The sequence below is a fragment of the Rouxiella sp. T17 genome, from assembly GCF_036663475.1.
In the GTDB taxonomy this organism is placed as follows: domain Bacteria; phylum Pseudomonadota; class Gammaproteobacteria; order Enterobacterales; family Enterobacteriaceae; genus Rouxiella.
This window is the reverse complement of record NZ_JAWUEA010000007.1, coordinates 52,449-71,686: the sequence shown is the minus strand read 5'-3', so window position 1 is coordinate 71,686 and position 19,238 is coordinate 52,449. Positions and strand designations below refer to the sequence as shown.

The following is a 19,238-nucleotide window of genomic DNA, read 5'->3' as shown; positions in this document are numbered from 1 at the left end:
ACGCTCCTTGATGTGTTTCACATTGACGGCGCTCAGGCCAGCACGCCCAGCGCTTTTCCGGTCGTAATAAAGGCGGCGACCGCCCGTTCAATATCTTCTTCGCTGTGCGCCGCTGACATCTGAGTGCGGATTCGCGCCTGTCCACGAGGCACCACCGGATAGAAAAACGCGGTGGCGAAAATGCCCTGCTGCTGTAATCCAGCGGCAAACTCCTGCGCCAGCTGGGCATCGCCGAGCATCACCGGAATAATCGCGTGATCGGCGCCGGCCAGCGTGAATCCGGCCTGGGTCATTTTTTCGCGAAACAGTTGGGCATTGCGCAGCAGCTTTTTACGCAGCTCGCCGCTTTGTTCAAGCAGGGTTAACACTTCGAGTGACGCGCAGACGATCGACGGCGCGAGCGAGTTGGAAAACAGATAAGGTCGCGAGCGCTGGCGCAGCCATTCGACCACCTCTTTGCGCGCCGCCGTGTAACCGCCCGACGCGCCGCCCATCGCCTTGCCCAATGTGCCGGTGATGATGTCGACGCGGCCCATCACCTCGCAATATTCGTGGCTGCCGCGCCCTTCTTCGCCCACAAAACCCACCGCGTGGGAATCATCGACCATCACTAGCGCGTCAAATTCTTCGGCTAAATCGCAGATGCCGCGCAGGTTGGCGATAACGCCATCCATCGAAAATACGCCATCGGTGGCGACCAGAATATGCCGCGCGCCGGCGGCTTTCGCCTGCTCGAGACAGTGGCGAAGCTCGCGCATGTCATTGTTGGCGTAGCGAAAACGTTTCGCCTTGCATAGCCGAATGCCGTCAATGATCGAGGCGTGATTTAGGGTGTCGGAAATAATCGCGTCCTCTTCGCCCAGCAGCGTTTCAAACAAACCGCCGTTGGCGTCGAAACAAGAGGAATAAAGGATGGCGTCTTCCATGCCGAGAAACTCGGCCAGCCGCTGTTCGAGCATCTTGTGGATAGCCTGCGTGCCGCAAATAAAACGCACCGACGCCATGCCAAAACCGTGTTCCGTCATGCCGGAGGTGGCGGCGTCAATGACCTGCGGATGATTGGCCAGCCCGAGATAGTTGTTGGCGCAAAAGTTCACGGCGCGGCTTCCGTCGGCCAGCGTCACGTGCGCCTGCTGCGCCGACGTCAGAATGCGTTCCTGTTTAAAAAGGCCTTCCGCGCGCGCCTGAGTGAGTTCGTCCTGCAATCGACCATAAAATGAAGCAGACATCAGATAATCTCCTGAAATGAGGCTTTCAACACAGAGACTACTAACTAGGCGGGATAATAACGAGGAAACGGGCGGGTAAATGTCAATTTTGCAGCATATGTCACGGGCGCAACAGCGCTTTAGCTAACTGTGACTAATCAGATAGCTTACCAATGTGAGCAAGCGGATGAAGTGTTATGATAGGCCTAACTGACAGATTGGGCATGGTGCCCGGTCAACACATTTTATTAAGGTGATTCCCATGATTATCGTCACTGGCGGTGCTGGTTTTATCGGCAGCAATATTATTAAATCGCTCAATGATATGGGATATCGCGATATTTTAGTGGTTGATAACCTTAAAGATGGCACTAAATTTGTCAATCTTGTCGACCTGGATATCGCAGATTACATAGATAAAGAAGAATTTATTGCCAGCATCGTTGCCGGTGATGACTTAGGCGACATCGATGCCGTATTCCATCAGGGCGCCTGCTCTTCCACCACCGAGTGGGACGGCAAGTACATGATGGATAACAACTATCAGTATTCCAAAGATATCCTGCATTACTGCCTCGATCGCTCGATTCCGTTCCTGTATGCCTCGTCCGCCGCGACCTACGGCAGCCAGAACACCAGCTTCATTGAAGACCGCAAATACGAGCAGCCGCTCAACGTTTACGGCTACTCCAAGTTCCTGTTTGACCAGTACGTGCGCGAAATCCTGCCAGAAGCCGAATCGCAGATTACCGGTTTCCGTTACTTCAACGTTTACGGACCACGCGAAGGCCACAAGGGCAGCATGGCGAGCGTCGCCTTCCATCTGAACAATCAGATCAAAGCGGGCGAGAATCCAAAGCTGTTTGCCGGTAGCGAAGGTTTCAAACGCGACTTTATCTACGTCGGCGACGTGGCGGCAGTCAACCTGTGGTTCTGGCAAAACGGTAAATCCGGCATCTTCAACTGCGGCACCGGCCGTTCCGAATCCTTCCAGGCCGTGGCCGATGCCGTGCTTGATTTCCACAAAACCGGTTCCGTCGAGACCATTCCTTTCCCTGAAAAACTGAAAGGCCGCTACCAGTCCTTCACTCAGGCAGACATGACGGCGCTGCGTGCAGCGGGCTATGACAAGCCGTTTAAAACTGTCGCTGAAGGCGTGGGCGAGTACATGAGCTGGCTAAATCGTTAAGTTAAGGGAATAAGTAAGCGCGATGAAAACGCTGGTGATCGGCCCGTCGTGGGTTGGCGACATGATGATGTCGCAGAGTTTGTACCGAACGATCAAGGCCAATAATCCTGCCGCCGAGATTGATGTGATGGCGCCCGCGTGGTGCCGTCCTCTGCTCGACAGGATGCCGGAGGTCAATCAGGCTCTGGCGATGCCATTGGGTCACGGTGCGCTCGAACTGGGCGAACGCCGCCGTTTGGGCGTTGCTCTGCGCAAAGAGGCCTATCAACAGGCGTTTGTGCTGCCTAACTCCTTCAAGTCGGCGCTGGTGCCTTTCTTTGCCTCCGTGCCGAAACGCACGGGCTGGCGTGGCGAGATGCGTTATGGTTTGCTTAACGACATCCGCACGCTCGACAAGGCCGCGTTTCCTTTAATGGTCCAGCGCTACGCGGCGCTGGGCTATGAAGCTTCACGCATTCGCTCTGCCGCCGACCTGCCGCAGCCGATCCTCTGGCCGCAGCTCGCCGTCACGCAGACTGAAATGACCACGGTTAGCGCCTCGTTTGCGCTGACCGGCGAACGTCCGCTGATCGGTTTCTGTCCGGGTGCAGAATTCGGACCAGCCAAGCGCTGGCCGCATTATCATTACGCCGCGCTGGCCGCGATGCTGATTGAAGCAGGCTACCAGATTGCGCTGTTCGGTTCGGCAAAAGACCACGAGGCGGGCGAAGATATCCGTCAGGCGCTCTCCGTCGAAGCCCGTGAATTCTGCCTGAATATTGCCGGCAAAACGTCGCTGGATCAGGCTGTAGTTTTGATTGCCGCCTGCGACGCCGTGGTGACCAACGATTCCGGTTTGATGCACGTTGCCGCTGCGCTTAACAAGCCGCTGGTCGCGCTGTATGGCCCAAGCAGCCCCGATTTCACACCGCCGCTCAGTCATCAGGCGCGGGTTATCCGTCTGATCACCGGCTATCATAAGGTCCGTAAGGGCGACGCCGCCGAGGGTTATCATCAGAGCCTGATCGATATTCAACCCAATCAGGTATTCAGTGAGCTACAACAACTTTTAGCTGCTCAAACCTTGGCGACTCAAACCCTAGCTGCTCAAACCTTGGCCGCTCAAAAGGAGCCGGAATGCAGGTCTTAATCGTTAAAACTTCTTCAATGGGAGACGTTTTACATACACTGCCTGCGCTTACCGACGCCATGCAGGCCCTGCCGGGCATCAAATTTGACTGGGTGGTCGAAGAAGGCTTCGCGCAGATCCCGACCTGGCATCCAGCGGTTGACCGCGTGATCCCCGTTGCTATTCGTCGTTGGCGCAAAAACTGGTTTGGTTCCGATACCCGCCAGCAGCGTTGCGATTTCAAACGCGAGCTGCAATCGCGGACCTACGACCTTATTATCGATGCGCAAGGGTTAATGAAGAGCGCCGCGCTGGTCACTCGCGTGGCAAAAGGCGAAAAGCACGGCATGGACAGCAAAAGTGCCCGTGAGCCGTTCGCCTGCTGGTTTTATGATAAAAAACACTTTATCGATAAAAAACAGCACGCTGTAGAACGCACGCGCGAGCTGTTTGCCAAGAGTCTGGGTTACGAGAAGCCCGCCACGCAGGGCGATTACGCCATTGCGTCGCGTTTCCTTGCCACGCAGCCTTCCGATGTCTACCCTTATCTGGTGTTTTTACACGCCACCACGCGTGCCGACAAACACTGGCCCGAGGAGCACTGGCGCGAGCTGATTGGCTTAATGGCCGACAGCCCGCTGCGGATCAAGCTGCCTTGGGGAGCCGATCACGAATACCAGCGCGCGCTGCGTCTTGCCGAAGGTTTCGCTAACGTCGATGTATTACCGAAGCTAAGTCTCGAGAAAGTCGCCGGAATTTTGGCTGGCGCGCAGGCCGTAGTCTCTGTCGATACCGGACTAAGCCATCTTACCGCCGCGTTGGACAGGCCGAATATCACCCTTTATGGTCCAACCGATCCCGGCCTGATTGGCGGGTATGGTCAAAATCAGACGACGTGTCGTCCTGAAAAAGGTAACGCAATGGCGGATATCGGCGCATCTCAGGTGAAACGTTTACTGGAACAAAAACTTTTATTGGAACAAAAACAATTGCTGGAACAAGAGTCGGTAAGCCGTGAGTTCATTCTTTAAACAACTCTATCGCTATACGCACAAGCGGCCGTATCGCCACAATGAAAATTTGTGGCCTTACATGCGCATCTCGCGAGCCATTAGCGGCGAAATCATCAGTCTGAACTTTCGAGGGCAGGAAATTCCCATCGTCAGTCTGGCCTCTCTTGCGGGTGCTTTTAGCGGCCCTATTCTGCTTACCGCTACGGGTCCGTCGGTTAAAGAAATTAACTTTAAACGGCCCATGCCGTGTCCTTCGATGGGGCTAAACGGCGCGTGGTCGCTGCATGAAGCGGTTGATTTCAAGTTTTACGTCATCGTCGACATGGGCTTTCTCGACTGCCGTCAGGAGATGGTCGCCGAGATAGTTTCTGACCCGAACCTCACGCTGTTTACCACCGCGCACGGCATTGCCCGCATTGTCGATCGCGTATCGCTGGCGAAAATTAAATGCTCGCTGGCGCTGATTGAAGACGCGGCTTTCAAGATTTTCCAGCCAAAAATTCCCGCGACCGAATTAGGTAAACGCTATGCCAACGTGCGCTGCGCCTCCTTCGCCGACAACCGTCCGGACATCGGTTTCACCACCGACATCCGACACGGCGTCTTCGACGCTGGCACCGTCGCCTATTGGGCGCTACAGATTGCCGCTTTCCTGGGGTTCAATACGTTGTATATCGTAGGTCTGGACATGAATAATTTTAATCAGCCCAGATTTTATGAGTCTGAAAGCAACAAGCTGCCGAGCTTTCTGGCGGAAAGTTTCGAGGATCTCATCCTTCCCGCGTTTACCCATGCCAGTCGCCAGTTGAAAAGGCATCAAATTCAGGTAATTAACCTGTCACCCGATAGCGCGCTGCCGCAGCATGTTTTCGAGAAAAACGCCTACCATCAGGTATTTATCTAGCCGACTCGGCCCTGCAAATTGGGCCCCTGCAATAAAGTTTCAATTCTTGCCTGAACTTCATTAGCGCCAATAATCGACAGCGGCTGTTCACGCACGGCCTTGTCCAGATTATCGACGTCGGTCGGCACCCACATAATCTGATGCAAATCAGGGTCTTGATAAGGGCCGGTATATTTTGGCACGGCGGTAACAAATAGGCTGACCGTTGGCGTTTTCAGCGCGACGGCCAAATGCAGCGGACCAGTATCGCCGGTGACCAGCACGTCCATGTTATCCATAATGCCCAGCAGCTGAGGCAACGTGGTTTTGGCGATGTAACTGATAACCCGACTCTTTTCGCTCTCGGTTAACGCTTGCAGAAATTCCTGCTCGTGACCCAGCTCTTTTCCGGTGCCGATAAGCGCCACTTCATACTGCGGCCCTTTCGCCAGCAACGACTTCGCCAGCTCGACAAATTTTTCCACCGGCCAGCAACGCAGCTTTTCCGATGCGCCCATCTGGAAACCGACCGTGATTTTGCCCGGCTGTTTCTCTATCGCAGGGAAATCGACAGGAATAAACATCTCTTTATTACTGTTGTCGCCGCCCAGAAATTTCACCAAATCGAGCTTTCGCTGAATCAGATGGCCGTCGTAAGGCTCCTTGCGATTAGCCAACCACGACTCAATGCCACTTGGCTTGTCGCCGTAGACATCTTTCACCACGTATTCGCAGCCCGCCAGCACGGCGCTAATCACATCATAAGGCGGCTTGGAGTGAAGGATAATCGCCAGCTCGGGCTTGTTTTTGCGCAGCGCCTTGATAACGCCGCCGATGTCGCGCACCTTTTCGTCCCAATATACGACGTCATCGAAATAGGCGCTTTTACCCACCAATCCTTTGTTTTTATGGCTGGAAACCAGCGTAATAAACGCGTGCGGATAACGATTTTTGATTGCCCGGATGGCGGGCGTATTAAACATTAAATCCCCGAGCGCCGTGGTCGAATAGATAACGATACTGGTAAAAATGCGCGTCGATTCAAACGAATCGCGAGGTCTTAACTGGCCGGCAAACAGGGTATAACCCTTTAAAAAGAGGTTTGCGGCGGCGGTTTTCCACTTCTTGGCCATCTTATTTCACTTTCCGCTGATAATATTCAGCCAATGTCAGTCCGACAGTTCGTTCGCTAAGCCAGCTAAATAACTGCTCTAAATCACGATAAAGCGTCTCGATTTCTTGTTCATCTTTAAACGTCGGGCTGCCGCCGGGCATAAATTCAGATGAGTGAAGCATAAACTCCACATAATCGTGACCTTGCGCAAGGCTTTGAGCCGCCACGCGTTTCATCTTCTCGACGTTGCCACCATGAGGACGCAGCCAGTTGACCGAAGGCGAACGCTTTTTGCCGCGCAGCGCGTCGTAACCCTGTTTCACGCTGTTCATAAAGGCTGAATGTTTGAGATGAATGCTCATCGGCACTTGCAGCAGCGTCGATTTTCCGGCGCGGCTGATGTCGTCGGGATCCATGAAATAGGCTTGCTGAGGAAAACGGCGATAATCGGTGCCGCCTTTTCCGGCCGGATTGCCCGGTGAAGATGCCCAATTCACGTGCGGCGTGACGGAACAATCGACCTGATAGCCATATTCGCGCAGCAGTGAGGCGTAATATTCGTTAAACGCCCAGCGGCCTGCGCGATGGCTCAGCATTTTTGTTTCAAAGGTATCTTCAAGCAACTTGGTCATGTAGTCGACCTTGCCACGAATAATATCTTCTGGATATTCAATCAAATACGGCTTGAAGCGCCAATCGTCCGCCGTGAGGGGCGCGTCGGGCGGGCTATACCAGGCGTGGAGATGCATCCCGATTTCACCGGCATCGCGACGAATAACGTCTTTGGCAAACTCGACATAGCGCGTATCTACGGCCATTTCATAGTTGGTCAGATAGACCGGCTTGAAGCCATATTTTTCACACAGCGCCTGAAAACGTGGCAGGTAGAGCGCATTTTCAGTAGATATACTGTCGTGCTTCTGCCAAAGGTTGTCGCCTTCGGTATCGATTGTGATAATAAACGCGGGTTTAGTCATAAATTGCTCGGTAAAAACATCAGGTCGTTTTCAGCGTGTTGTGACGAGAACGGGGCTCGTCTTGTTGAAAAGGTTTTAATTCGCTGTGGATTCGACAACGTTAAATAAAATTTGTTGTCTATTCTTTGATATTTTTCAACCTATAGCAAGAACGGTCTGGAGGAGTAGCTACATTCTTCGGGGTCCATTAGAATCAGTAGCCTAAATTCATAAATAGTGATTAACGATGACTCAGGTTTCAGCACAAAAAATGCCTATCAAGCCGCGACGTATCCTTATTATCAAACTCCGTCACCACGGCGATATGCTGCTGACTACTCCCGTTATCAACACGTTACATCAACAATTTCCCGACGCTGAAATCGACATGCTGATGTATCTCGAGACGCGCGACATGCTGGTCAGCCACCCCGCACTTTCAAAGCTGTTCACTATCGACCGGCAGTGGAAAAAGCTGGGCGCGCGCAAGCACGTTAGCCACGAGATAAAACTGGCGCGTCAGTTAATGCATCGACACTATGATTTAGTGATTAACCTCGCCGACCAGTGGCGCAGCGCGATTGTGACCCGCCTGACCGGCGCGCCCGTGCGTCTTGGCATGGATTTCGCCAAACGACGCGGCAAAATCTGGCGCTGGTGTCATACCCAACTGGTCAGCACGCAGGGTCATGGCAAACTGCACACGGTTGAACAAAACCTCTCTATTCTCGCGCCGTTAAATCTTGCGCCCCACGCCAATCAGGCGACCATGAGTTATTCGCCCGAAGATGACGCAGCAGTGACCGCGCTGCTGCACGATCACGACGTCAAATTGCCGTTTATTGTGGTGCAGCCCACCTCGCGCTGGTTCTTTAAGTGCTGGACCGAAGAGAAAATGGCCGAAACGTTCCGCGCGCTGTCGGCAAAGGGTTTTCCGATTGTGGTCACTGCCGGACCGGATAAACGCGAGCTGGAGATGGTCGACAAAATTCTCGCGCTGTGTCCAGACGCCCGCACCGTTTCGCTGGCGGGTAAGCTGACATTGCGCCAGCTGGCCGCGCTCATCGACCGCGCCGCACTTTTTATCGGCGTTGATTCCGTGCCCATGCACATGGCCGCCGCGCTGCAAACGCCGCTGGTGGCGCTGTTCGGCCCGTCCAAACTGACTTTTTGGTCACCTTGGCAGGCGATTGGCGAAGTTATCTGGGCCGGTGATTTTGGCCCGCTGCCCAATCCCGACGACATCGACACCCACACTTCAGAACGCTACCTTGATGCCATTCCCGCGCAGGCTGTCATTGATGCGGCAGAAAGGTTACTTCCATGAAACATTTTCGACTGGCGCTGGTGCGTCAAAAATATCGTCCCGACGGCGGCGCCGAACGTTTTATCTCACGCGCGCTTGAAGCGCTGGACGATCAGAATCTTGAACTCAACGTCATTACCCGCCAATGGCAGGGCGACGTTAAACCCGGTTGGAAAGTGCATATTTGCGACCCGTGGAAGCTCGGGCGCATCAGCCGTGAACGCGGATTTGCCAACGCCGCGCGCAGCCTGTGGCAGAAAGAAGATTTCGATTTGGTGCAAAGCCACGAGCGTATTCCGGGCTGCGATCTCTTCCGCGCCGGCGACGGCGTGCATCGCCGCTGGCTGGAACAGCGCGCCCGCATTTTGCCGAGCTGGAAAGGTAAACAGCTGTTTGCCGATCGCTATCATCGCTATGTGATGCAGGCCGAGCAGCAGATGTACGCCGCGCCGGAGCTCAAGGCGGTTATCTGCAACGCCGAGATGGTCAAGCAGGAGATAATCAACGAGTTTGGCGTGCCCGCCGATAAAATTCGCGTCATTTATAACGCCATAGACAGCCAGCGTTTTCTGCCGCCGAGCGAGGCCGAGCGTCAGGCTTTGCGCGCGCAGCATCAGGTTCCGCTGACCGCTACCTGCCTGATTTATGTCGGATCCGGCTTCGAGCGCAAAGGGCTGGAGGCGGCGATTCGAGCTATCGCGCCCACCGATCGTCACCTGCTGGTCGTCGGCAAAGATAAAGACCAAAAACGTTATCAGGCGCTGTGCGCCACGCTCGGTTGCAGCCATCGGGTACATTTTTTTGGGATGCAGACCTCAACGCTGGCGTTTTATCAAATGGCCGACGCGCTGCTGCTGCCAACGCTTTATGATCCGTTCCCGAACGTTATCCTTGAGGCGATGGCCTGCGGTTTGCCGGTAATCACCACGCCGACCTGCGGCGGATCGGAATTTATCGTGCAGGGCAGCAACGGTTTTGTCTGTGATGCGCTTGATATCAAGGCGTTGGAAGCGGCGGTGATGGCACTGCCGAAGCAGGCGTTGGGCTCGATTGAGGGCGAAAAGGCGCGGGAAACTATTCTCGACTGCACGCCGCAAAAACTCTCCTCACAACTCATTTCACTCTATCAGGAGCTGCTGGGCTGATGCGAATTCTCTTTATAATCGATGGCTTACCGGGCGGCGGCGCAGAAAAAGTGGTGCTGACGCTGGCCGAGGGCCTGCTGCGGCAGAATCATCAGGTCGCGCTATTTTCGCTGCGCGACGTCTGTGAATACGCGCTGCCGCAGGGGTTGGACTATCAGGTTATTAAGGATGAGAATCGCAAGCCGTGGCGTAAACTGACTGAAATTTCGCGCCGCGCGGCCCAGTTGGATAAAGCGTTAAGGGCGACGGAACGCTTTGATTTGGTGTTATCGAATCTGCATAAAACCGACCGTATTGTGGCGAAAAGCCGCGTGCTGGATTTCCAGAAAGTCTGGTTTTGCCTGCACGGCATGTTTTCAACCTCCTATCTGGGCCATCGCACGGGCTTTGATCGCTGGATGAAAAAACGCAAAATCAAGGCGGTTTATCAACAGCGTAACGTGGTGGCGGTGTCGCGCGCGGTGGGCGAAGATATTCGCGAGCAGTTCGACTTGAAACCGGCAAAACTCGAGGTGATTTATAATCCCTTTGATATAGAGGCGATTCAGAAAGCCGCCGCCGAGCCTTGCGAACTGCCTGCGTCACCTTATCTGATCCACGTCGGTCGTTTTCATGAAACTAAACGTCATGACCGGCTGATTGAGGCTTATGCCCTGAGCGGCGTGACGGCTCCGCTGGTGTTGCTGGGGCAAGGCAAGGCCGATCGTACCGAAAAGCTGAAGGCGCTGGCTGTCAGTCTGGGCGTTGGCGATCGCGTATTGTTTAGAGGTTTTCAATCTAACCCTTACCCGTTTGTTCGCCACGCGTCGCTGCTGATTTCGAGTTCCGACAGCGAAGGATTCGGCAACGTGCTGGTCGAGGCGCTGCTGCTCGGCACGCCGGTCGTCAGCACCCGTTGTCCGGGCGGACCGGCGGAAATCCTGACCGAAGAGTGGGCGCGCGGACTTTCAGATCTTAACGCGCCCGCGCTGGCAGAGAAGATAAAAGATATTTATCAGAATCCGCCGCACATCGACGCCAATAAGCTGACGCACTTCAGCTTAGAAGCCATCAGCGCGCAATATGCCGCGCTGGCACTAAAATAACTTATGGCATTGGCGGCGGTTAAAATTTAGAATTCCGCCTTTACCCTTAGATTTTACGGATATTATGTTACAAACGCTGTATACCGTTCTTCTTTACCTCATCCAGCCGCTGATCTGGATCCGCCTGTGGATGCGGGGTCGCAAAGCGCCGCTCTATCGTAAAAGATGGGCCGAACGCTATGGATTCTGTAAAGGTAAGGTCGTGCCGGACGGCATTATGTTGCACTCCGTGTCTGTCGGTGAAACGCTGGCGGCCGTCCCTCTGGTTCGCGCGCTGCGTCATCGCTACCCTTCTCTGCCGATCACCGTCACCACCATGACGCCGACCGGCTCCGAGCGCGCGGTCTCTGCCTTTGGCAAAGATGTCAGCCACGTTTATCTGCCATACGATTTGCCCGGTTCCATCGAACGTTTCCTCGATCAGGTTCGCCCCAAGCTGGTGATTATTATGGAAACCGAGCTGTGGCCAAATCTGATTACCGCCCTGCATCAGCGTGAAATTCCGCTGGTGATTGCCAACGCGCGCCTCTCTGCCCGTTCGGCCAAAGGCTACGGCAAGCTCGGCAAATTTATTCAGGGCGTGATGCAAAAAATCACCCTGATCGCCGCCCAAAACGTCGAAGACGGCGAGCGCTTTATCTCTCTTGGCCTGAAACGTTCGCATCTTGCCGTGACCGGCAGCCTGAAATTCGATATTTCCGTCACGCCGGAATTGGCCGCGCGCGCCCTGACGCTGCGCAGCCAGTGGGCGTCGCGCCGTCAGGTGTGGATTGCCACCAGCACGCACGATGGCGAAGAAGCCGTGCTGCTTGAAGCACATCGCGAGCTGCTGAAAACCTTCCCGACGCTGCTGCTGATTCTGGTGCCGCGCCATCCGGAGCGTTTCCCGGTCGCTTGCGATCTCACGCAGAAAGCGGGCCTGACCTATATTCAGCGCAGCAGCGGCCAGGTGCCTTCTGCTCAGACGCAGGTCGTCATCGGCGACACCATGGGCGAACTGATGCTGCTTTACGGCATCGCCGACATCGCGTTTGTGGGCGGCAGTCTGGTTGAACGAGGCGGCCATAATCCGCTGGAAGCCGCTGCACACGCCATTCCGGTGTTAATGGGTCCGCACACGATTAACTTTAAAGATATCTGCGCCAAGCTGGCACAGGCGGATGGACTGATTACCGTCACGGACAGCGCGTCGCTGGTGAAAGAGATTGCCACCCTGCTGACCGATGAAGATTATCGATTGTATTACGGTCGTCACGCGGTAGACGTGCTGCGTCAAAATCAGGGCGCGCTGCATCGCCTGCTCGAGCTGATGGAGCCTTACCTTCCTCACCGGAGTCACTAAATCTGATGTCTGCCAAAAAACGCCTGTCCGTGGTGCTGATTGCCAAAAACGAAGCCTCGCTGCTGGAAGAGTGCCTCACCTCGGTTAACTGGGCGGATGAAATTGTGCTGCTCGATTCGGGCAGCAGCGACGGCACGCAGACGCTGGCGCGCGAGCTCGGGGCAAAAGTTTTTGAACATACCGACTGGCAAGGATTCGGCAAGCAGCGTCAGCGCGCGCAAGACTACGCCAGCGGCGACTACATTTTGATGATCGATGCCGACGAGCGCGTCACGCCCGAGCTGCGTCACTCCATCGAAGAGTGCCTGAACGCGCCCGAAGAGAACGCAGTGTATCGTTTAGGCCGTCGCAATCTGTTTTTAGGGCGCTTTATGCGCCATAGCGGTTGGTATCCCGATCGCGTCAATCGCCTCTATCAAGCTGATAAATATCGCTATAACGATGATTTGGTTCATGAATCGCTGAAAACCGACGGCGCGAAAATCGTCGACCTCAAAGGCGACCTGCTGCATCTTACCTGTCGCGATTTCTTCGCCTTTCAGCGCAAGCAAACAAATTATGCCGAAGCCTGGGCGAAACAGCGCCACCAGCAGGGCAAACGTTGCAGCTTCTTTTCGATTATCAGCCACACTTTAGGGGCGTTTTTCAAAACCTGGATCTTGCGCGCCGGTTTTCTCGACGGCAAACAGGGATTGATTCTGGCAGGCGTGAACGCACAGTATACGTTCAACAAATATGCCGCCCTCTGGGCATTCAGCCACTCAATGCAAAAAAGCGAGCCACTATGACGACCAAGGCAATCTATCCCGGTACTTTTGACCCGCTAACGAATGGTCACCTCGATTTAGTGACGCGTGCGTCCTTGATGTTCGAGACCGTGATTCTGGCGATTGCCGCCAGTCCGCATAAGAAAACGCTGTTTTCGCTGGATGAACGCGTGGCGCTGGCGAAGCAGGCAACGTCGCATCTCGCCAACGTCGAGGTGATTGGTTTTAGCTCGCTGATGGCAAACTTCGCCAAAGAGCATCACGCCAACGTGCTGGTGCGCGGCCTGCGGGCGGTGTCTGATTTTGAATACGAAACCCAGCTCGCCAGCATGAATCGACATTTAATGCCGACGCTGGAAAGCGTGTTTCTGATGCCGTCGAAGGAGTGGTCGTTTATTTCCTCTTCTTTGGTCAAAGAGGTGGCGCGACACGGGGGAGATATCACGCCTTTCCTGCCTGCTCACATCACGCAGGCGCTGCTTGAACGCATCGCGAGCGAATAGTTACTCTAGACAAATCAAAGGGTAGTGCTGTAAATCAACGATTAGTGCTGGCAGTTGCGGCAGAAGAAGGTGCTGCGTTGCGCGTGCTTGCTGATTTCAATCGGCGTTCCGCACACTCGGCAAGGTTCGCCAGCGCGGCCATAAACCTGCAGCTGCTGGGCAAAATAGCCCGGTTTGCCATCGGACTGTAAAAAGTCTCGCAAAGTGGTGCCACCCTGTTCGATTGAGCGCAGCAACACGGCCTTGATAGTCTCCACCAGCAGCGCGTACTCTTCCTGAGTCAGCGAATTTGCCGGCCTGTCGGGCGAAATTCCCGCCACAAACAGCGATTCGCTGGCATAAATATTACCTACACCCACCACCAGCTTGTTATCCATCAGCCACGGCTTGATCGGCGATTTCTTCTTGAGCGATTTCTCGCGCAGATAATCGGCGTTAAACGCTTCGCTAAGCGGCTCGGGACCAAGATGCGACAGCACGCTGCTGCCCTGCGGATCTTCACTCCACAGCCAGGCACCAAAGCGACGCGGATCGGTATAACGCAGCACGTAGCCGGTATCCATCACCAGATCCACGTGGTCGTGTTTAGCAGGCTCCGTCTCTTCCGCCAGCACCCGCAGACTGCCCGACATGCCGAGATGAATAATAATCCAGCCCGTTTTCAGCTCGACCAGCAAATACTTGGCGCGACGCTGCACGCTAATAACCACCTGATCGCTGAGCGCCATAATCTCCTGCGAAACCGGCCAGCGCAGCCGCGCATTGCGCACCACGGCGTGCATAATCGTGTGACCGACCAGATAGGGTTCAATCCCCCGACGGCTCGTCTCAACCTCTGGTAATTCTGGCATCAATTGTTCCTAAACCTGTAATCGTGCGAATAGTGTAGCCAATGCAGCTACAGCATCAAGCTTCAAAGCTTCAAAGCTTCAAAGGTTCAAAGGTTCAAAGAGTCAAAGGTTCCCCAAAGTAATTGGAGTTGTGGCAAGGCGGCAAGTGAACGAGTCCCTAGGAGCTTACACAGGTAAGTGACTAGGGCGAGTGAACGCAGCCAACGTAGTCACAGCTTCAAGTACGAAGAGGAAGGTTCCCCAAAGTAATTGGAGTTGTGGCAAGGCGGCAAGTGAGCGTAGCTAACGCAGCCACAGCTTCAAGTATGAAGAGGAAGGTTCCCCAAAGTAATTGGAGTTGTGACAAGGCGGCAAGTGAGCGAGTCCCTAGGAGCTTACACAGGTAAGTGACTAGGGTGAGTGAGCGTAGGCAACGCAGCCACGGCTTCAAGTACGACGGGGAAATTTAGATATAAAAAAACCCAGCCGAAGCCGGGTTTTTATTAATCCGCTAAAATTACTTAATTTTAGCTTCTTTGTAGATCACGTGCTGGCGGACAACTGGATCGAATTTCTTCAGTTCCAATTTTTCCGGCTTAGTACGCTTGTTCTTCGTGGTGGTATAGAAGTGACCAGTACCAGCAGAAGAAACCAGCTTGATCTTCTCGCGAACACCTTTAGCCATGTTTCAGTTCCTTTCCTTAATACTTCTCACCACGGGCACGAATTTCGGCTAGAACCGTTTCGATACCCTTCTTATCAATCACGCGCATACCTTTAGCAGATACACGCAGAGTTACAAAGCGCTTCTCACCTTCAACCCAAAAACGATGGGAATGCAGGTTTGGCAGAAAACGGCGTTTGGTCGCGTTCATTGCGTGGGAACGGTTGTTACCGCTCACCGGGCGCTTGCCAGTAACTTGGCAGACTCGGGACATGTGTCTATTCTCCAAAAATCAAATCAGCTCGAGCTTCGTATAGGGTATGGCCGCCTCGTCAGGCTTTGAGAGCCCATCTCAGCAAACTCCACTGAGAACCGACTCACTGTCGTCGGGTAAAAACCGTATATCATCAGGTCGAAACCTGCTGAGATAGGCTCTTAACGCCAAACCCAAGATTCTCAAAGGTGGCGTAGTATACGCTCTAGAGCGTAAGTGCTCAAGTCCCGAACAGCTAAAGATCCCAAAGGATCTCCAAAAATAGGCTAAATCCAACCGCGCTCGGCAAAAGAAACCGTTTCTCCGCCCCCTACCACCAAGTGATCGAGTACGCGAATATCCAGCAGTTGGCACGCTTTTATTATCTGTTCGGTTACCCTTCTGTCCGCAAAACTGGGTTCAGCTTTGCCGGACGGGTGATTATGCGCCAGAATCAGCGCCGTCGCATTAACCTTCATCGCTTCGCGCACAATTTCACGCGGATGAATTTCGACGCTGCTAATGGTACCAGCAAACATCTCCTCATGGCGAATAACACGGTGTTGATTGTCGAGAAAAAGTACCAAAAAGACCTCCCTTTCTCGATTTGCGAGCAAATTTTGTAAAAATTGACGGGTTATCGCCGGATTGAGCAGTACATTTTCGCTCGAAAGTCGTCTTGCATAGCATCGTCGAGTCAGTTCGGTGACCGCCGCGAGCTTGGCGAATTTGGCAGCGCCCATGCCGTGAAAGCCAACAATCGAGGGATAATCCGCCTCCAGAAGCGCGTAAATTGACCCAAAATGGGCCATTAATCCTTCGGCCAGCGCCATGACATTCAAGCCGCGCACGCCGGTATGTAAAAATATCGCCAGCAGCTCGCAGTCCGACAAACTGCCCGCGCCCAGCTCAATCAGTTTTTCTCTTGGCCCGGCACCACCCTGCCAGACCGAATTATGAATTTTCATCCTCCTTCCTTATAAGCCCCGCCTTTATCGATAAACAGTGTCGCACAGCCTTTTGTCACAAGGGTTTAGCATGGTTGAGTTTTCCAGGACGTCTCGCAAGATGAAGAAGCTGCATCGCTAATAACGAAACCGTATAGCTGTCATGAATAATCCTTATGCTAAAATATCGCCTCTCAAGAATTTCAATCGGACAATCATGATGACGGGAATTTCCGGCAAACATATTGTGCTCGGCGTCAGCGGCGGCATTGCTGCCTATAAGGCTCCCGAGCTGGTGCGGCGTTTACGCGACCGTGGGGCTGACGTGCGTGTCGTCATGACGGACGCGGCAAAGGCGTTTATCACGCCGCTCAGCCTGCAAGCCGTTTCCGGTTATCCGGTCTCCGACTCGCTGCTGGATCCCGCAGCCGAAGCCGCGATGGGCCACATCGAGCTAGGAAAATGGGCCGATTTGGTCATTATCGCTCCCGCGACCGCCGATGTGCTGGCACGCATCAACGCCGGCATGGCAAACGACCTGCTGACTACAATTTGCCTTGCTACCGCCGCGCCTGTCGCCGTGGTTCCGGCGATGAACCAGCAGATGTATCGCGCCGCCGTGACGCAAGAAAATCTGCATCAGCTAGCCGCACGCGGCACGTTGGTGTGGGGTCCCGATGAAGGCAGTCAGGCCTGCGGCGACGTAGGTCCCGGGCGTATGCTCGACCCGCTGGTGATTGTCGACATGGCCGTGGAGCATTTTTCACCCCGCCAAGACTTACAGCATCTGAAGATTATGGTCACTGCCGGCCCCACGCGTGAAGCGCTGGATCCCGTGCGTTATATCTCGAACCACAGCTCCGGAAAGATGGGTTTTGCCATCGCCGAAGCGGCAGCCAAACGCGGCGCGCAGGTTACGCTGGTTAGCGGCCCCGTCTCTTTATCGACACCTGCCAAGGTCGCAAGAACGGACGTCACCACCGCGCTTGAAATGGAGACGGCGGTTAACGCCAGCGTCGCCGAACAGCATATTTTTATCTCCTGCGCGGCCGTTGCCGACTATCGCGCCGTTGCCATCGCCGATGAAAAAATAAAAAAACAGGGCGATGAAATCACGATAAAAATGGTCAAGAATCCTGACATTGTTGCAGGCGTCGGTGCCATGAAAGCGCATCGCCCGTATGTCGTAGGGTTTGCTGCTGAAACCCAGAATGTGGAAGAATACGCCCAACAAAAACGAATCACGAAGAATCTCGACCTGATTTGCGCGAACGATGTATCCCTTGCAGGGCATGGTTTTAATAGTGATACCAATGCCTTGCATCTTTTTTGGCAAGATGGAAACCTGCGTTTACCTCTCACCGATAAACAGCAGCTTGCCCAAGCTTTACTCAATGAGATAGTCAGCCGTTATGATGAAAAAAATAGACATTAAGATTCTTGATCCACGCATTGGCAAAGATTTTCCTTTGCCGGCTTACGCCACGCCGGGTTCTGCAGGATTAGATTTACGCGCCGTGCTGGACGCCGCCGTCGAGCTGCATCCGGGCGAAACCACGCTGCTGCCGACCGGATTGGCTATCCACATTAATGATGCAAATCTGGCGGCAGTCATTCTTCCGCGCTCAGGTTTGGGTCACAAACATGGCGTAGTATTGGGGAATCTGGTGGGGCTTATCGACTCTGACTATCAGGGCCAGCTGATGGTTTCCGTGTGGAACCGTGGACAAACGACCTTCACTATCGAACCAGGCGAACGTATTGCCCAGATGGTTTTCGTTCCCGTCGTTCAGGCCGAATTTAATCTGGTTGAAGACTTTACCAGCAGCGAACGCGGCGAGGGTGGTTTCGGTCACTCTGGACGCCAGTAAGAATCTGTTCAACATCGCGGTGCAGGTCCGCAGGATATTGAACAGATCCTTATTTATATCAAACCGATACAATAAAAATTAATAAGCCTTCACTGTAGGTGACATCTGGGTGTTGTCCTTAGCTGCGTTCCATTTGTGGCGATTTACGTTGGCAACGGCTAAACGGTGAGGGTTAACAAGCCGCGCAATCTTTGGGTTGATGCGGCAATTGTTCGGTTTTTTTTATATTTGAGCCGTTTTAAGCAAGGGTCTATTCAGACATGGCAGAAAAAGAAAATACCAAAAGGAACCGACGCGAAGAGATTTTGCAGGCATTAGCGCAAATGCTGCAATCCAGCGATGGCAGCCAGCGTATTACGACGGCTAAGCTTGCCGCCAGCGTCGGGGTATCTGAGGCAGCACTTTACCGCCATTTTCCCAGCAAAACGCGGATGTTCGACAGCTTAATCGAGTTTATCGAGGACAGTTTGATCTCCCGTATTAACCTGATTTTGCAGGATGAAAAGGAAACGTTAAATAGGCTTCGTCTCATTCTGCTGCTGGTGCTCGGATTTGCCGAACGTAATCCGGGCCTGACCCGCATTATGACCGGCCATGCCCTGATGTTTGAACAAGACCGTTTGCAGGGCCGTATTAATCAGCTGTTTGAACGTATTGAAGTTCAGCTTCGTCAGGTACTGCGCGAGAAAAAAATGCGTGAAGGTACAGGTTTCGAGACCGATGAAACGCTGTTGGCCAGCCAGCTTTTAGCCCTCTGCGAAGGCCTGCTGTCGCGGTTTGTACGTTCGGAGTTTAAATACAGTCCAACGCAGGATTTCGATACCCGCTGGCCGTTAATTTCCGCACAACTATTGTAAACACTGCTTATTGTAAACACTGCTGTAAACGCTGCTCGCGGTTTCTAATGAATGAGAAACGGTGAATAAGACGGTTAATGGCGGATTGAATGACAGAACGCAAAAAAGGGCCAAAGGCCCTTTTCTTTTTTTTGATTCACAGCGTCGATGATTCAACGAGTTAATGATTCAAATCGTAAATGATTCAAACATCAACG

Annotated in this window: 20 protein-coding genes; 13 read left to right on the top strand and 7 right to left on the bottom strand. The window is 53.7% G+C overall.

The genetic code is table 11. The annotated features are described in order from the left end of the window. Positions 1-32: 32 nt before the first annotated feature. Positions 33-1,229 carry a glycine C-acetyltransferase gene (locus tag SC206_RS01625; RefSeq protein ID WP_332733527.1) on the bottom strand — a complete coding sequence of 399 codons (1,197 nt, stop codon included), beginning with the start codon at positions 1,227-1,229 and terminating at the stop codon, positions 33-35. Positions 1,230-1,470: 241 nt separating this feature from the next. Here SC206_RS01625 and rfaD point away from each other — a divergent pair, with 241 nt between their 5' ends. The 4 genes from rfaD to SC206_RS01605 are packed head-to-tail and all read left to right on the top strand — an operon-like array spanning position 1,471 to position 5,422. Further along, the gene (rfaD, locus tag SC206_RS01620) at positions 1,471-2,397 is read left to right on the top strand and encodes an ADP-glyceromanno-heptose 6-epimerase (RefSeq protein WP_332733525.1); all 927 of its coding nucleotides are present in this window, start codon (positions 1,471-1,473) and stop codon (positions 2,395-2,397) included. Between the two features lie 22 nt (positions 2,398-2,419). Continuing rightward, entirely contained in the window at positions 2,420-3,526 is a 1,107-nt protein-coding gene (gene rfaF, locus SC206_RS01615) for an ADP-heptose--LPS heptosyltransferase RfaF (RefSeq protein ID WP_332733523.1), read from the top strand. Beyond that, positions 3,514-4,536, top strand: coding sequence for a lipopolysaccharide heptosyltransferase RfaC (rfaC, locus tag SC206_RS01610; protein ID WP_332733521.1), 1,023 nt, complete (start codon positions 3,514-3,516; stop codon positions 4,534-4,536). Before rfaF ends, rfaC begins: the two co-directional genes overlap by 13 nt. Further along, entirely contained in the window at positions 4,520-5,422 is a 903-nt protein-coding gene (locus SC206_RS01605; protein ID WP_332733519.1) for a sugar glycosyltransferase, read from the top strand. The genes rfaC and SC206_RS01605 overlap by 17 nt, the downstream gene beginning before the upstream one ends. Here SC206_RS01605 and SC206_RS01600 read toward each other — a convergent pair. Beyond that, entirely contained in the window at positions 5,419-6,534 is a 1,116-nt protein-coding gene (locus tag SC206_RS01600; protein ID WP_332733517.1) for a glycosyltransferase family 9 protein, read from the bottom strand. The genes SC206_RS01605 and SC206_RS01600 overlap by 4 nt on opposite strands. A gap of 1 nt (position 6,535) precedes the next feature. Further along, positions 6,536-7,492 (bottom strand): polysaccharide deacetylase family protein, encoded by a 957-nt coding sequence (locus SC206_RS01595; protein ID WP_332733515.1) that lies wholly within the window; start codon positions 7,490-7,492, stop codon positions 6,536-6,538. 226 nt (positions 7,493-7,718) lie between these two features. Here SC206_RS01595 and rfaQ point away from each other — a divergent pair, with 226 nt between their 5' ends. From rfaQ to coaD, 6 genes are all read left to right on the top strand, one after another. Continuing rightward, positions 7,719-8,798, top strand: coding sequence for a putative lipopolysaccharide heptosyltransferase III (gene rfaQ, locus SC206_RS01590; RefSeq protein ID WP_332733513.1), 1,080 nt, complete (start codon positions 7,719-7,721; stop codon positions 8,796-8,798). Beyond that, positions 8,795-9,922 (top strand): glycosyltransferase family 4 protein, encoded by a 1,128-nt coding sequence (locus SC206_RS01585; RefSeq protein ID WP_332733511.1) that lies wholly within the window; start codon positions 8,795-8,797, stop codon positions 9,920-9,922. The genes rfaQ and SC206_RS01585 overlap by 4 nt, the downstream gene beginning before the upstream one ends. After that, the gene (locus SC206_RS01580) at positions 9,922-11,007 is read left to right on the top strand and encodes a glycosyltransferase (RefSeq protein WP_332733509.1); all 1,086 of its coding nucleotides are present in this window, start codon (positions 9,922-9,924) and stop codon (positions 11,005-11,007) included. The genes SC206_RS01585 and SC206_RS01580 overlap by 1 nt, the downstream gene beginning before the upstream one ends. 64 nt (positions 11,008-11,071) lie before the next feature. Next, entirely contained in the window at positions 11,072-12,349 is a 1,278-nt protein-coding gene (gene waaA / locus SC206_RS01575; RefSeq protein ID WP_332733507.1) for a lipid IV(A) 3-deoxy-D-manno-octulosonic acid transferase, read from the top strand. Between the two features lie 5 nt (positions 12,350-12,354). Beyond that, positions 12,355-13,137: a glycosyltransferase family 2 protein gene (locus tag SC206_RS01570; protein ID WP_332733505.1), complete on the top strand. Its 783-nt coding sequence runs from the start codon at positions 12,355-12,357 to the stop codon at positions 13,135-13,137. After that, on the top strand, positions 13,134-13,619 hold the full coding sequence (gene coaD, locus SC206_RS01565; RefSeq protein WP_332733503.1) for a pantetheine-phosphate adenylyltransferase: 486 nt from the start codon (positions 13,134-13,136) through the stop codon (positions 13,617-13,619). Before SC206_RS01570 ends, coaD begins: the two co-directional genes overlap by 4 nt. 41 nt (positions 13,620-13,660) lie before the next feature. Here coaD and mutM read toward each other — a convergent pair whose 3' ends face one another. The 4 genes from mutM to radC form a co-directional block, all read right to left on the bottom strand. Then, positions 13,661-14,470 carry a bifunctional DNA-formamidopyrimidine glycosylase/DNA-(apurinic or apyrimidinic site) lyase gene (mutM, locus tag SC206_RS01560; protein ID WP_332733501.1) on the bottom strand — a complete coding sequence of 270 codons (810 nt, stop codon included), beginning with the start codon at positions 14,468-14,470 and terminating at the stop codon, positions 13,661-13,663. A gap of 496 nt (positions 14,471-14,966) precedes the next feature. After that, positions 14,967-15,134 (bottom strand): 50S ribosomal protein L33, encoded by a 168-nt coding sequence (gene rpmG, locus SC206_RS01555; protein ID WP_004392084.1) that lies wholly within the window; start codon positions 15,132-15,134, stop codon positions 14,967-14,969. A gap of 16 nt (positions 15,135-15,150) precedes the next feature. Further along, a complete protein-coding gene (gene rpmB / locus SC206_RS01550; protein ID WP_005164747.1) occupies positions 15,151-15,387 on the bottom strand; it encodes a 50S ribosomal protein L28 in 237 nt (78 codons plus the stop codon). 266 nt (positions 15,388-15,653) lie between these two features. Beyond that, a complete protein-coding gene (gene radC / locus SC206_RS01545) occupies positions 15,654-16,334 on the bottom strand; it encodes a RadC family protein (protein WP_332733497.1) in 681 nt (226 codons plus the stop codon). Positions 16,335-16,533: 199 nt separating this feature from the next. Here radC and coaBC point away from each other — a divergent pair, with 199 nt between their 5' ends. The 3 genes from coaBC (at position 16,534) to slmA (ending at position 19,041) form a co-directional block, all read left to right on the top strand. Next, positions 16,534-17,748: a bifunctional phosphopantothenoylcysteine decarboxylase/phosphopantothenate--cysteine ligase CoaBC gene (gene coaBC, locus SC206_RS01540; protein WP_332733623.1), complete on the top strand. Its 1,215-nt coding sequence runs from the start codon at positions 16,534-16,536 to the stop codon at positions 17,746-17,748. After that, complete coding sequence (dut, locus tag SC206_RS01535) at positions 17,726-18,184, top strand: dUTP diphosphatase (RefSeq protein WP_332733495.1); 459 nt, start codon at positions 17,726-17,728, stop codon at positions 18,182-18,184. The genes coaBC and dut overlap by 23 nt, the downstream gene beginning before the upstream one ends. A gap of 260 nt (positions 18,185-18,444) precedes the next feature. Beyond that, positions 18,445-19,041, top strand: coding sequence for a nucleoid occlusion factor SlmA (gene slmA / locus SC206_RS01530; RefSeq protein WP_332733493.1), 597 nt, complete (start codon positions 18,445-18,447; stop codon positions 19,039-19,041). The last annotated feature ends 197 nt before the right edge of the window (positions 19,042-19,238 follow it).